Annotated in this window: 12 protein-coding genes; 9 read left to right on the top strand and 3 right to left on the bottom strand. The window is 66.2% G+C overall.

Annotated elements, in window-relative coordinates; translation table 11 throughout:
* Positions 1–6: 6 nt before the first annotated feature.
* Both LU671_RS12310 and LU671_RS12305 read left to right on the top strand, forming a co-directional pair.
* Positions 7–540 (top strand): PadR family transcriptional regulator, encoded by a 534-nt coding sequence (locus LU671_RS12310; RefSeq protein WP_203647779.1) that lies wholly within the window; start codon positions 7–9, stop codon positions 538–540.
* On the top strand, positions 537–1298 hold the full coding sequence (locus LU671_RS12305; RefSeq protein ID WP_232855786.1) for a siderophore-interacting protein: 762 nt from the start codon (positions 537–539) through the stop codon (positions 1296–1298). Before LU671_RS12310 ends, LU671_RS12305 begins: the two co-directional genes overlap by 4 nt.
* Before the next feature lie 161 nt (positions 1299–1459).
* Here the strand turns inward: LU671_RS12305 and LU671_RS12300 are convergent, their stop codons facing one another.
* On the bottom strand, positions 1460–2086 hold the full coding sequence (locus LU671_RS12300; protein ID WP_203647781.1) for a Pr6Pr family membrane protein: 627 nt from the start codon (positions 2084–2086) through the stop codon (positions 1460–1462).
* Entirely contained in the window at positions 2086–2307 is a 222-nt protein-coding gene (locus tag LU671_RS12295; RefSeq protein WP_028690109.1) for a VF530 family DNA-binding protein, read from the bottom strand. The genes LU671_RS12300 and LU671_RS12295 overlap by 1 nt, the downstream gene beginning before the upstream one ends.
* 293 nt (positions 2308–2600) lie before the next feature.
* Here LU671_RS12295 and LU671_RS12290 point away from each other — a divergent pair, with 293 nt between their 5' ends.
* The 7 genes from LU671_RS12290 to cmoB all read left to right on the top strand — a co-directional run bounded on the left by LU671_RS12290 (position 2601) and on the right by cmoB (position 13598).
* Positions 2601–4646 carry a TonB-dependent receptor gene (locus LU671_RS12290; RefSeq protein ID WP_232855785.1) on the top strand — a complete coding sequence of 682 codons (2046 nt, stop codon included), beginning with the start codon at positions 2601–2603 and terminating at the stop codon, positions 4644–4646.
* A gap of 283 nt (positions 4647–4929) precedes the next feature.
* Positions 4930–6276: a carbohydrate porin gene (locus tag LU671_RS12285; RefSeq protein WP_232855784.1), complete on the top strand. Its 1347-nt coding sequence runs from the start codon at positions 4930–4932 to the stop codon at positions 6274–6276.
* Positions 6277–6307: 31 nt separating this feature from the next.
* Positions 6308–8719, top strand: coding sequence for a glucose/quinate/shikimate family membrane-bound PQQ-dependent dehydrogenase (locus LU671_RS12280; RefSeq protein ID WP_203647784.1), 2412 nt, complete (start codon positions 6308–6310; stop codon positions 8717–8719).
* Between the two features lie 152 nt (positions 8720–8871).
* Complete coding sequence (gene lon / locus LU671_RS12275; protein ID WP_203647785.1) at positions 8872–11292, top strand: endopeptidase La; 2421 nt, start codon at positions 8872–8874, stop codon at positions 11290–11292.
* A 126-nt stretch (positions 11293–11418) separates the two neighbouring features.
* A complete protein-coding gene (locus LU671_RS12270) occupies positions 11419–11811 on the top strand; it encodes a protease inhibitor I42 family protein (protein WP_203647786.1) in 393 nt (130 codons plus the stop codon).
* 90 nt (positions 11812–11901) lie between these two features.
* Positions 11902–12645 (top strand): carboxy-S-adenosyl-L-methionine synthase CmoA, encoded by a 744-nt coding sequence (gene cmoA / locus LU671_RS12265; protein ID WP_050703993.1) that lies wholly within the window; start codon positions 11902–11904, stop codon positions 12643–12645.
* Positions 12642–13598, top strand: a complete 957-nt coding sequence (gene cmoB / locus LU671_RS12260) for a tRNA 5-methoxyuridine(34)/uridine 5-oxyacetic acid(34) synthase CmoB (RefSeq protein WP_203647787.1) — start codon at positions 12642–12644, stop codon at positions 13596–13598. The genes cmoA and cmoB overlap by 4 nt, the downstream gene beginning before the upstream one ends.
* A 70-nt stretch (positions 13599–13668) precedes the next feature.
* On the opposite strand, the gene LU671_RS12255 is transcribed toward cmoB, so the two are convergent.
* A complete protein-coding gene (locus LU671_RS12255; RefSeq protein ID WP_203647788.1) occupies positions 13669–13866 on the bottom strand; it encodes a hypothetical protein in 198 nt (65 codons plus the stop codon).
* Between the last annotated feature and the right edge of the window lie 196 nt (positions 13867–14062).

The following is a 14062-nucleotide window of genomic DNA, read 5'->3' as shown; positions in this document are numbered from 1 at the left end:
TTCCCCATGCGCGACCACGACCCCTTCGAACGCCGCCCCGGCCGCGGCGAACGTGGCCCGCGGGTGTTCGCCCCGGGCGACCTGAAGCTGCTGATGCTGTCGATGCTGGCCGAGCAACCCGGCCACGGCTACGACCTGATCCGTCAGATCGAGACCCTCTTCGACGGCAGCTACAGCCCCAGCCCCGGGGTGATCTACCCCACCCTCAGCTACCTCGAGGAAGCCGAGCTGGTCACCGGCGCCATCCAGGGCAGCAAACGCCTCTATGCCATCACCGCTGCCGGCCGCAGTGCCTTGCAGGAACAGGCCGTCGCCCTCGACGGCGTGCGCATGCGCATCGAGGTGAGCAAGCGCGCCCTGCGCGGCCACGACCGCCCGCCGGAAATCCACGAAGCCGTCGGCAACCTGCGCCACGCGCTGCACATGCACAGCGGCCGCTGGACCAGCGAAGAGATCGAGCGGGTGCGCAACCTGCTCAACGACACCGCCAAGGCCATCGCCTCCGGGCCGGCCACCCCCGTTACGGAGAACACCCCATGAGCGACACTATTCATCGCGTCAATCACGAGATCCGCCAGCGCCGTCTCGAAGTGCTGCGGGTCACCGACCTCACCCCGCGCATGCGCCGCATCACCCTCGGTGGCGCGGAGCTGGCCGGTTTCACCAGTGTCGGCACGGACGACCACATCAAGCTGCTGTTTGCCTGCAGCCCCGAGGAACAACAGGCCATCGACGCGCGCAACCTGGGTCGCGACGGCGGCGCCCGGCCGACCATGCGCGAGTACACACCACGGCGCATCGACCTGGTGAACAACCAGCTGGATATCGATTTCGTCCTGCATGGCGATGGCCCCGCCTCCACCTGGGCAGCCCAGGCCGCGCCCGGCCAGACCTTGGACATCGCCGGCCCGCGGGCCTCGATGGTGGTGCCGGATATCTTCGACAGCTACCTGCTGATCGGCGACGAGACGGCAATCCCGGCCATAGCCCGGCGCCTGGAGGAACTGCCGGCGGGCCGCCAGGTGCTGGCGGTGATCCAGATCGAGGACGAGCAGGAGCGCCAGGCGCTGACGAGCAAGGCCCAGGTCGAGGTGATCTGGGTGCGTCGGCACCAGGAGGATGTGCTGGAGCGGGTCAAGCACCTGGCGTTGCCCCAGGGTCGGTTGTATGGCTGGGTGGCGCTGGAGAAGGCACTGACCCGCCAGGCCAAGGCGCTGCTGCTGGAGAAAGGCGTGCCCGAGGATGCCCTCAAGGCTGCGGCTTACTGGCGAGCTGACGGTACCGCCGACGACGAATGATCGGGATCTGCACACCCCGGTGTAGGAGCGGCCTTGTGCCGCGAAAGGGCCGCGCAGCGGCCCCCGGGGTCTCAAATTGCTGGGGCCGCTGCGCGGCCCTTTCGCGGCACAAGGCCGCTCCTACAGGGCTGCGCATGATCTGAATGGCGAGGTCGGCAATCTCATGAAGGCCTGCGCCAGCGATCCAACCCCAGCAGTACCAACCCGATCCCCCAGAACCCCGCCAGCACCATCAGGGCATTGCCCAGCACCTGCCCATATCCCAACCGTGCCACATCGATGAACGGATAGGGATAGACCCCGATCTCATGCCCGCGCAGCAGCACGAAGGCGAAATACAACGCCGGGTACAACGTCCAGGCCGCCAGGTGCCAGAGCCGCAATCGCCCCTTGGGCACCTCCAGCCACCAGTACAGGAGGAACACCAGCGGCATCACATCGTGCAGCAGTTCGTCCGCCAGCCACTGCCAGCCCTGGGGCTGCCACAGGTGGCGCAGCAACAAGCTGTAGGCCAGCGCCACCAGCAGGATGCTCGCGGCGATGCACGAGCTCACCGCCGGCGACAGGAACCAGCGCCTGGCCGCCGACTCGCGGCCGAACGCGGCCTGGCTGAGCACGGTGGCCACCAGCGTGTTGCTCAACACGGTGAAAAAACAGAACAGGTTGACCAGCCCGCCGATCAGGCTGGCCTGCTCCTGCCAGCGCGCCAGCAGCACCAGGTACAACTGGATCGCCAGGCCGGTCCAGCCGAGGACGGCTGCCAGGGTCAGCCAGGGGCGGCGCGGCATCAGCCTTTGCGCTGCAGCTTCACGTACAGCTGCTCGACCTTTTCCCGTGCCCACGGGGTCTTGCGCAGGAAGGTCAGGCTCGACTTGATGCTTGGATCGCTCTTGAAGCAGCGGATGTCGACGCGCTCGGCCAGGCCCTGCCATTGGTAGTGCGCCACCAGCTCGGTGAGGATCTGCTCGAGGGTCTTGCCGTGCAGCGCGTTGTGATTGGCCGTGCTCATGCCAGTGCTCCAGGTTCGGGAAGGTGCGCACCTTACACGAGTGTAGTGGCATCTACAGCCTCTACCGCTGTGCCCTGTAGGAGCGGCCTTGTGCCGCGAAGGGCTGCAAAGCAGCCCCGACGACATAGGTCATGGCCAAGATCCTGGGGCCGCTTTGCGGCCCTTTCGCGGCGCAAGGCCGCTCCTACAGGGTAAACGCGTCACCTCACAAAGTACTGGCCAGTGGCAAACAGCTTGTGATGAAATGTTATAAAGTAACTATTAACAATTCTGCCAAGGAACGCCACATCCCCATGCGTCACATGCCGCTGCACCTCTCCCCCCTTGCCGTCGCGCTCTGGCTGGCCTCCACCTCCAGCCAGGCCGTGGAGCTGCAACCCCAGGTGATCACCGCCAACCCGCTGGGCAACGCCCAACTGGCCGCGCCCAGCACCGTCCTCGAAGGCGACGACCTGCTGCAGCAGCAACACGGCAGCCTCGGGGAAACCCTCAACAAACAGCCCGGCGTCGCCTCCACCTGGTTCGGCCCCGGCGCCAGCCGCCCGGTGATCCGCGGCCTGGACGGCGACCGTATCCGCATACTGCGCAACGGTGTCGGCGCCCTGGACGCCTCGTCGCTGTCCTATGACCACGCCGTGCCACTGGACCCGGTGACCGTCGAACGGGTCGAGATCGTCCGCGGCCCGGCCGCGCTGCTGTATGGCGGCAACGCCATCGGCGGCGTGGTCAATACCTTCGACAACCGCATCCCCGACTCGCCCATCGACGGCATCCACGGCGCGGGCGAACTGCGCTACGGCGGCGCCGACACCACCCGCAGCAGTGCCGGCAAGCTTGAGGCCGGCAACGGCGCCTTCGCCCTGCACCTGGACGCCAACAGCCGCCAGTTCAACGACCTGCGCATCCCCGGCTACGCCCGCAGTTCGAAAGTCCGCGATGCCGACGAGCCCGGCAGCAAGCATCGCCTGAAAAACAGCGACGGCCGTCAGGACGGCGGTGCGATCGGCGGCTCCTACCACTGGGACCACGGCTATACCGGCCTGTCCTACAGCCGCTACGACAGCAACTACGGCTCGGTGGCCGAGCCCGGCGTGCGCCTGGACATGCAGCAGGACCACTACGGCTTCGCCTCGGAACTGCGCGACCTCGACGGGCCGTTCAGTTCGGTCAAGGTCGATGCCGGCTACACCGACTACCAGCACCGCGAAATCGAAAGCGGCGAGGTGCACACCACCTTCAAGAACAAGGGCTACGAGGCGCGCATCGAGGCCCGTCACCAGCCGCTGGGCCCGGTCGAGGGCGTGATCGGCGCCCAGGTCAGCCGCAACGAGTTCTCCGCGCTGGGCGAGGAAGCCTTTGTCCCGCACACCGACACCGACAGCCTGGCGCTGTTCCTGCTCGAACAATGGCAGGCCAGCGAACGGCTCAACCTGAGCCTGGGCGCGCGCCTGGAGCACACCCGGGTCGATCCGGACGCCAAGGGCAACGAGAACTTCGCCGGGGCCGACAGCGCCAGCAGCTTCAACGCCTTCAGCCTGTCCTCGGGCGCGGTGTACCAGCTCGACCCGATCTGGTCGCTGGCCGCCAACCTCGGCTATACCGAGCGCGCGCCGACCTTCTACGAGCTGTACGCCAACGGTGCCCACGTGGCCACCGGCGCCTACGAGATCGGCGATCCGAACCTGAACAAGGAAAAGGCCATCTCCACCGACCTGGCCCTGCGCTTTGACAACGGCACCCACAAGGGCAGCGTCGGCGTGTTCTACAGCCACTTTCGCAACTACATCGGCCTGATCGGCACCGGCAACCTGCGTGAAGGCCATGATCACGGCCACGACGATCATGACCACGATCACGACCATGATCACGGCGATATCCCCGAGTATGCCTACCAGGGCGTGCGAGCACGCTTCTACGGCATCGAGGCCCAGGATCGCTGGCAACTGCTGGAAAACCGCTACGGCAGCTTCGCCCTGGAACTGTCCGGCGACTACACCCGGGCCAAGAACCTCGACAGCGGCGAGCCGCTGCCGCGCATCGCGCCGCTGCGCCTGAACAGTGGCCTGGTCTGGGAGCTGGACCGCTGGCAGGCGCGGGTCGATGTACAGCACGCCGCGTCACAGCACCGCAAACCGGCCAACGAGACCCGCACAGACGGTTACACCACCCTCGGCGCCAGCCTGGGGTATCGCTTCGACATCGGCCAGAGTGAATGGCTGGCCTTCGTGCGCGGCGAGAACCTCACCGACCAGACCGTGCGCTATGCCAGCTCGATCCTGCGCGATATCGCGCCGGCGCCGGGGCGCAGTGTGCAGGTGGGACTGCGCACTTCCTTCTAAGGCTCCTCTGTGGGAGCGGGTTTACCCGCGAATGCGTTAGTGGATTCAACATTGCATTCGCGGGTAAACCCGCTCCCACAGAGGCCCCTGTACCTCGAACTGTTACCTAGTGAGCAACAATCCCCTGCGACATTTTGTCTTTTTTTCTTACAACTTCCCCTATATCCTCCCTGCCGCAAGCTGAATCGCTTCACTCGATCCCCAACGCAGTCATTTCCCTTCGAAGATCTCGCACTTCGTTGCGCTTGCCGTTTCCTCAACAATCAAAAGATAGCGCTATCTCATGCTCCAGCTGCCCAATACCCGCTACTCCGGCCTCGCCCTCGCCACCCTGCTCGGCGCCCTGTCCCCCACCACCAGCGCCAGCGAGATGTTCGCCAAGGACTCGCCGTGGATGCTCGGCGACTGGGGCGGGACCCGCAGCGAGCTGCTGGAAAAAGGCTATGACTTCACCCTCGGCTACACCGGCGAGATGGGCAGCAACCTGCACGGCGGCTACAGCCACGACCGCGCTGCGCGCTACAGCGACCAGTTCACCTTCGGCGTGAACATGGACCTGCAAAAGATCCTTGGCTGGCACGACACCGAGTTCCAGCTGACCGTCACCGAGCGCCATGGCGACAACATCAGCAACGATCGCATCAACGACCCGCGTGTCGGTGGCTTCACCTCGGCGCAGGAAGTCTGGGGCCGTGGCGAGACCTGGCGACTGACCCAGATGTGGATCAAGCAGAAGTACTTCGATGGCGCGCTGGACGTGAAATTCGGCCGCTTCGGCGAAGGCGAGGACTTCAACAGCTTCCCCTGCGACTTCCAGAACCTGGCGTTCTGCGGCTCGCAGGTGGGCAACTGGGTCGGTGGCATCTGGTACAACTGGCCGGTCAGCCAGTGGGCCCTGCGCGTGCGCTACAACCTGAACGACGAACTCTACGCCCAGGTCGGCGTGTTCGAGCAGAACCCCTCCAACCTCGAGAGCGGCAACGGCTTCAAGCTCAGCGGCAGCGGCACCCAAGGCGCGGTGATGCCGGTCGAACTGGTCTGGAGCCCGCGGGTCAATGGCCTGAAAGGGGAATATCGCGCCGGCTACTACTACAGTAATGCCAAGGCACAGGATGTACTCAAGGACAGCAACGGCGCGCCAGCCGCCATCAGCGGCGCCGCCTACCGCAGCAGCTCGAGCAAGCATGGCCTGTGGCTGGGCGCCCAGCAGCAGGTTACCGCGCTGGCCTCGGACCAGTCGCGTGGCCTGAGCCTGTTCGCCAATGCCACGGTGCACGACAAGAAGACCAATGCCATCGACAACTATGTGCAGGCAGGTGTGGTTTACAAGGGGCCCTTCGATGCCCGCGCCAAGGACGACATCGGATTCGCCCTGGCCCGCGTGCACGTCAATCCCGGCTACCGCAAGAACGCCCGCCTCATCAACCAGACCAACGGCCTGGACGACTACGACAACCCCGGCTTCCTGCCCGTGCAGGACACCGAGTACAGCGCCGAACTCTATTACGGCATCCACCTGGCCGACTGGCTCACCGTGCGCCCGAACCTGCAGTACATCCGCCATCCGGGCGGGGTGTCGCGGGTCGACGACGCCCTGATCGGTGGCCTGAAGATCCAGAGCAGTTTCTAACCCGACCCTTTCACACTACGGAGAACAGACGATGAGCACTGACGGTGCCAAGAATGGAACCCGCTGGCTACCGCGCCTGATGGGCGTTCTGCTGCTGCTGATGGGCCTGGCCCTGCTGGCCGGCGGCATCAAGCTGAGCCAGCTGGGTGGCTCGCTTTACTACCTGATTGCCGGTATCGGCTTCGCCCTGTCCGGCATCCTGCTGCTGGCCAAGCGCCGCATCGCCCTGGGCCTGTATGGCCTGGTGCTGCTGGGTAGCACCGCCTGGGCGCTGCTGGAAGTCGGCCTGGACTGGTGGCAACTGGTGCCGCGCCTGGCCATCTGGTTCGCCATCGGCGTGGTCCTGCTGCTGCCGTGGGCGCGCCGCCCGCTGGTCGGCCCCGCGTCGAAGGTCAACACCGCCCTGCTCAGCGTCGCCGTGGTCGCCTCCGGCGCCACCGCCGTGGCCAGTCAGTTCACCCACCCGGGCGAGATCCGTGGCGAGTTCACCCGCGACAACAGCGAGATGGGCAGCGCCGCCCCGGCCATGCCGGACGGTGAATGGCAGGCCTACGGCCGCACCGAACACGGCGACCGCTACTCGCCGCTGCGCCAGATCACCCCGCAGAACGCCTACCGCCTGGAAGAGGCCTGGCGCATCCGCACCGGTGACCTGCCGAGCGAAAACGACCCGGTGGAGCTGACCAACCAGAACACCCCGCTGAAGGTCAACGGCATGCTCTATGCGTGCACCGCCCACAGCCGCCTGCTGGCCCTGGACCCGGACACCGGCGCCGAGATCTGGCGCTACGACCCGCAGGTCAAGAGCCCCACCGGCACCTTCAAGGGCTTCGCCCACATGACCTGCCGCGGCGTCTCGTACTACGACGAGAACAGCTACGTCAGCCGTGACGGCAGCCCCGCGCCGAAGATCACCGACGCAGGCCAGGCCGTGGCCCAGGCCTGCCCGCGCCGCCTCTACCTGCCCACCGCCGACGCCCGCCTGATCGCCATCAACGCCGACACCGGCAAGGTCTGCGAAGGCTTCGCCAACCAGGGCGTGATCGACCTGACCCGCGGCATCGGCCCGTTCACCGCCGGTGGCTACTACTCCACCTCGCCGGCGGCGATCACCCGTAGCCTGGTGATCATCGGTGGCCACGTCACCGACAACGAGTCGACCAACGAGCCGTCCGGCGTGATCCGCGCCTACGACGTGCACGACGGCCACCTGGTGTGGAACTGGGACAGCAACAACCCGGACGACACCAAGCCCCTGGCCGACGGGAAAATGTACAGCCGCAACTCGGCCAACATGTGGTCGATCGCCAGCGTCGATGAAGACCTCGGCATGATCTACCTGCCGCTGGGCAACCAGACCCCCGACCAGTGGGGCGCCGACCGCACTCCCGGCGCCGAGAAATACAGCGCCGGCATCGTCGCCCTGGACCTGGCCACCGGCAAGGCGCGCTGGAACTACCAGTTCACCCACCACGACCTGTGGGACATGGACGTTGGCAGCCAGCCGACCCTGGTTCACCTGAAGACCGACGACGGCGTCAAGCCGGCGGTCATCGTGCCGACCAAGCAAGGCAGCCTGTACGTGCTCGACCGCCGCGACGGCACGCCGATCGTGCCGATCCGCGAGATCCCGGTACCGCAGGGCGCCGTGAAAGGCGACCACACCGCGCCGACCCAGGCCCGCTCCGACCTCAACCTGCTCGGCCCCGAGCTGACCGAACAGGCCATGTGGGGCGCCACGCCGTTCGACCAGATGCTCTGCCGCATCCAGTTCCGCAGCCTGCGCTACGAAGGCCAGTACACCCCGCCGTCCGAGCAGGGCAGCCTGGTCTACCCGGGCAACGTCGGCGTGTTCAACTGGGGCAGCGTGTCGGTCGACCCGGTGCGCCAGATCCTCTTCACCTCGCCGAACTACATGGCCTTCGTGTCGAAGATGATCCCGCGTGAGCAGGTAGCCGAAGGCAGCAAGCGCGAAAGCGAGACCAGCGGCGTGCAGCCGAACGCCGGCGCGCCATACGCGGTAACCATGCACCCGTTCATGTCGCCGCTGGGCATCCCGTGCCAGGCGCCAGCCTGGGGCTATGTGGCGGCCATCGACCTGTTCACCAACAAGGTGGTGTGGAAGCACAAGAACGGCACCACCCGCGACAGCACCCCGGTGCCGATCGGTATGCCGGTGGGCGTGCCGAGCATGGGTGGCTCGATCGTCACCGCCGGTGGCGTGGGCTTCCTCAGCGGCACCCTGGACCAGTACCTGCGCGCCTATGACGTGAAGAACGGCCAGGAGCTGTGGAAGGGCCGCCTGCCGGCAGGCGGCCAGGCCACGCCGATGACCTACACCGGCAAGGACGGCAAGCAGTACGTGCTGGTGACCGCCGGCGGCCATGGCTCGCTGGGCACCCGCATGGGTGATTACATCATCGCTTACAAACTAGCCGAGTAAGCCTCATCGCGGGGCAAGCCCGCTCCCACGCAGCCTGTATGGGGCTCGTGGGAGCGGGCTTGCCCCGCGATGGTTTCACCCCGTTCGTCTACCATTGAAACCCATCCTCCCCTGCCCCATCTAAGCACCATAGCCATTCACGCAGGTGCCCCATGAGCGACCAGCAGGATTTCCCGGAACATCCCGACGAACACAGCGAAGTCGAACACCTCGATACCTCGGCCACCCCCGGCCACCACCTCGCCCTGCCCGGCCAGCAGCTGCCGGACAAGGTCTACGTGATCCCGATCCACAACCGCCCGTTCTTCCCCGCGCAAGTGCTGCCGGTGATCGTCAACGAAGAACCCTGGGCCGAAACCCTCGACCTGGTCGCCAAGACCCCGCACCACTCCCTGGCGCTGTTCTTCATGGACACCCCGCCGGAAGACCACCGCCACTTCGACACCAAGGCCCTGCCCGAGTACGGCACGCTGGTGAAGGTGCACCACGCCAGCCGCGAAGGCGGCAAGCTGCAGTTCGTCGCCCAGGGCCTGACCCGGGTGCGCATCCGCACCTGGCTCAAGCACCATCGCCCGCCCTACCTGGTGGAAGTCGACTACCCACGCCAGCCGGCCGAGCCCACCGACGAGGTCAAGGCCTACGGCATGGCCCTGATCAACGCGATCAAGGAGCTGCTGCCGCTCAACCCGCTGTACAGCGAAGAGCTGAAGAACTACCTCAACCGCTTCAGCCCCAACGACCCGTCGCCACTGACCGACTTTGCCGCCGCCCTCACCTCGGCCACCGGCAACCAGCTGCAGGAAGTGCTCGACTGCGTGCCCATGCTCAAGCGCATGGAAAAGGTCCTGCCGATGCTGCGCAAGGAAGTCGAGGTGGCCCGGCTGCAGAACGAGATCTCCGCCGAGGTGAACCGGCAGATCGGCGAGCACCAGCGCGAGTTCTTCCTCAAGGAGCAGCTCAAGGTCATCCAGCAGGAGCTGGGCCTGACCAAGGACGACCGCAGCGCCGACCTGGAGCAGTTCCAGCAGCGCCTGGAGGGCAAGACCCTGCCTGACCAGGCGAAAAAACGCATCGACGAAGAGATGGGCAAGCTGGCCATCCTCGAGACCGGCTCGCCGGAGTACGCCGTTACCCGCAACTACCTGGAATGGGCCACGGCCCTGCCCTGGGGCGTGTACGGCAAGGACAAGCTCGACCTCAAGCACGCGCGCAAGGTGCTCGACCGCCACCACGCGGGCCTGGACGACATCAAGGAACGTATCCTCGAGTTCCTCGCCGTGGGCGCCTGGAAGGGTGAGATCAGCGGCTCCATCGTGCTGCTGGTGGGCCCGCCGGGCGTGGGCAAGACCAGCATCGGCAAGTCCATCGCCGAATCCCTGGGCCGGCCGTTCTACCGCTTCAGTGTCGGCGGCATGCGCGACGAGGCCGAGATCAAGGGCCACCGCCGCACCTATATCGGCGCCCAGCCGGGCAAGCTGGTGCAGGCGCTGAAGGAAGTCGAGGTGATGAACCCGGTGATCATGCTCGACGAGATCGACAAGATGGGCCAGAGCTACCAGGGCGACCCGGCCTCGGCGCTGCTGGAGACCCTCGACCCCGAGCAGAACGTCGACTTCCTCGACCATTACCTGGACCTGCGCCTGGACCTGTCCAAGGTGCTGTTCGTCTGCACCGCCAACACCCTCGACTCGATCCCCGGCCCCTTGCTCGACCGCATGGAAGTGATCCGCCTGTCCGGCTACATCACCGAAGAGAAGCTGGCCATCGCCAAGCGTCACCTGTGGCCCAAGCAACTGGAGAAGGCCGGCGTGTCCAAGGCCAGCCTGGGCATCAACGACGCCGCCCTGCGCGCAGTGATCGAAGGCTACGCCCGCGAAGCCGGGGTGCGGCAGCTGGAAAAACAGCTGGGCAAGCTGGTGCGCAAGTCGGTGGTCAAGCTGCTCGAGGACCCCGAGGCCAAGATCAGGATTGCCGCCAAGGACCTGGAGCCCGCCCTGGGCATGCCGGTGTTCCGCAGCGAACAGGTGCTGGCCGGCAAGGGCGTGATCACCGGCCTGGCCTGGACCAGCATGGGCGGTGCGACCCTGCCCATCGAAGCCACCCCCATCCATACCCTCAGTCGTGGCCTCAAGCTCACCGGACAGCTGGGCGAGGTGATGAAGGAGTCGGCGGAGATCGCCTACAGCTACGTCAGCTCGAACCTGAAGCAGTTCGGCGGTACGCCGGGTTATTTCAACGAGGCCTTCATCCACCTGCATGTCCCTGAAGGCGCCACGCCGAAGGACGGCCCCAGCGCCGGCGTGACCATGGCCAGCGCCCTGCTGTCGCTGGCCCGTGACCAGGCGCCGAAAAAGGGCGTGGCGATGACCGGCGAGCTGACCCTGACCGGCCAGGTGCTGCCGATCGGCGGGGTGCGCGAGAAGGTGATCGCGGCGCGCCGGCAGAAGATCTTCGAACTGATCCTGCCGGAGGCCAACCGCGGTGACTTCGAAGAGTTGCCCGAATACCTGAAAGACGGTTTGACCGTGCATTTCGCCAAGCGCTTTGCCGACGTGGCGAAAGTGCTGTTCTAAAAAGCCCAAGCCAGCTCCTGCAGGAACCTGTAGGAGCGGGCTTGCCCCGCGATCTGGCCCGCACAGACCACACAAACTTCCGACAGCTTCGGTTATCCTCAGGCAACTTCAGCCTCAGGAGCCAACATGATCGCCCCTCGTCTGCTCGTCCCCCTGGGCCTGGCCCTGCTCACCGCCTGCGCCCAGCACCCGCAACACACCGTCGAACTGGACGGCGACAGCGAGTGCCCCAAGCGTCTGGTCGTCGGCCAGACCATGACCCTCACGCTGCCCAGCAACCCCACCACCGGCTACCGCTGGCTGCTGCAGAACCCGGCCCCGGAGATCCTGCGCAGCCTCGGCCCCGAGGTATACAACTCACCGGAACAAGCCGGCATCGTCGGCAGCGGCGGGCTTTCCACCTGGCGTTTCCAGGCCAAGGCCGCCGGCGAGGGTCACCTGATCCTGGTCTACCAGCAGCCGTGGGCCCCGGAAGTGCGCCCGGTGCAGACCTTCGATTGCGCCATCCGGGTCAAGTAAGCGGGCGGCGCCGGTCAGCGAATCATGCAAGCTTGCCGTGGTTTGGCTAGAATGCCGCCCCTGTAGATTGCCAGCCGCCTGGACCCACCCGTGAGCAAACAACCCGACCGCCTATTCGCCCAACCCCTGGAGCAGGTGCCCGACTTCGTCTTCAACGAAGACGTGGTGCAGGTGTTCCCGGACATGATCAAGCGCTCGGTGCCCGGTTACCCGACCATCGTCGAGAACCTCGGCGTGCTGGCCGCGCGCTTCGCCCAGCCGAACTCCGCGCTGTACGACCTCGGCGCCTCGCTGGGCGCGGTGACCCAGGCGCTGCGTCGCCATGTGCGCACGGACGGCTGCCGGGTCATCGCGGTGGACAACTCCGCGGCCATGGTCGAGCGCTGCCGCCAGTACCTCACCGCCCAGGACTCGATGTTCCAGGAGCTGCTGCCGGTGCAGGTGCTGGAGGCCGACATCCTCGCCCTGCCCTTCGAGCCCGCCTCGGTGGTGGCGATGAACTTCACCCTGCAGTTCGTCGCCCCCGAGCAGCGCCTGGAGCTGCTGGGCCGCATCCGCCAGGCCCTGTTGCCGGGCGGTGCGCTGATCCTCTCGGAAAAACTGCGCTTCACCGACGCGCAGGAGCAGGACCTGCTCAACGAACTGCACCTGGACTTCAAGCGTGCCAATGGCTACAGCGAACTGGAAATCGCCCAGAAGCGCAGTGCCATCGAGAACGTGATGAAGCCCGACACCCTGGAGACCCATGAACAGCGCCTGCGCGCTGCCGGTTTCTCCAAGGTCGTGCCCTGGTTCCAATGCCTCAACTTCGCCTCGCTGATAGCCCTGCCATGATCGATCTGTCCCCCCTCGTCCGCCGCCTGGCGGGCACGCCCCTTGCCACCTGGTCCCAGGGCCTGCAGGCGCAACTCGAAGCCAAGCTGGAAAAGGGCCACGGCGACCTCGACCGCTGGCGTGGCGCCCTCGAGGCACTGCCGCAGCTGACCCCGAGCGAGATCGACCTGGTCGACGGCCTGCGCCTGGACTGCACCTGCGACGACGCCACCCGGGCGCAGATGCGCCAGGCGCTGATGGGCCTGTCGCCCTGGCGCAAGGGCCCGTTCGACCTGTTCGGCGTGCATGTCGACACCGAATGGCGCTCGGACTGGAAATGGTCGCGGGTCGGCCCGCACCTGGACCTCAAGGGCAAGCGTGTGCTCGACGTCGGCTGCGGCAACGGCTACTACCAGTGGCGTATGCTCGGCGCCGGCGCCGACATGGTCATCGGCGTGGACCCCAACTGGCTGTTCTTCTGCCAGTTCCAGGCCGTGCAGCAGTACCTGCCTGAACTGCCGGCCTGGCACCTGCCGTTCGCCCTCGAAGAGCTGCCGGCCAACCTCGAAGGCTTCGACACCGTGTTCTCCATGGGCGTGTTCTACCACCGCCGCTCGCCCATCGAGCACCTGCTGGCGCTCAAGGACTGCCTGGTCAAGGGCGGTGAACTGGTGCTGGAAACCCTGGTGATCGAGGGTGACGAAAACCAGGTGCTGGTACCCGAGGATCGCTACGCGCAGATGCGCAACGTCTGGTTCCTGCCGTCGGTGCCGGCCCTGGAGCGCTGGCTGCGCCGCGCCGGCTTCAGCGATGTGCGCTGCGTCGATGTCAGCGTCACCAGCATCGAGGAGCAGCGCAGCACCGAGTGGATGCGCTACCAGTCGCTGGGCGACTTCCTCGACCCGAACGACCACGGCAAGACCGTCGAAGGCCTGCCGGCCCCGCGTCGCGCCACATTGCTGGCACGCAAATAAAAAAAGGCGCCCGTTCGGGCGCCCAGGGTCACCTGCGCCGAGGAGCTGTCGCGGTGCAGGTGTGTGGTACTCAGTCCTTGGCCAGTTCGCGGGCCTTTTCCTCGGCCTCGCGCTCGGCCAGCGCCTGCTGCTTGTCGCCGTGCAGGCGAGCCTGGTCGTCGCGGAACGCTTGCCAGAATTGCTTCGAACGTTCCGCGCCACCCTCGGCGAAAACACTGGTGCTGCCCAAGGCGAGAATCGCCAGCAGCAGGTACTTGGTCAGGTTCATCGTGCTTGCCTCGTGTTAACCGTTTCGACAGGGCCATCATCGCAAGCGGCAGCTAACGCCAAGGTGAGGCGGACATTACAGTCCTGCAAGACAACCGCATCGCGGGGCAAGCCCGCTCGCACAGGATCGCCCTGTCAGGCACATGACCCGCGTATTACAAATCCGTTATTCCCGCCGCTTGCCCATTCGCATCCAG

It is taken from the genome of Pseudomonas sp. NMI760_13, assembly GCF_021283245.1.
In the GTDB taxonomy this organism is placed as follows: Bacteria; Pseudomonadota; Gammaproteobacteria; order Pseudomonadales; family Pseudomonadaceae; genus Aquipseudomonas; species Aquipseudomonas peradeniyensis.
The sequence above is the reverse complement of the archived record's forward strand: the minus strand, read 5'-3'. Positions and strand labels throughout refer to the sequence as shown.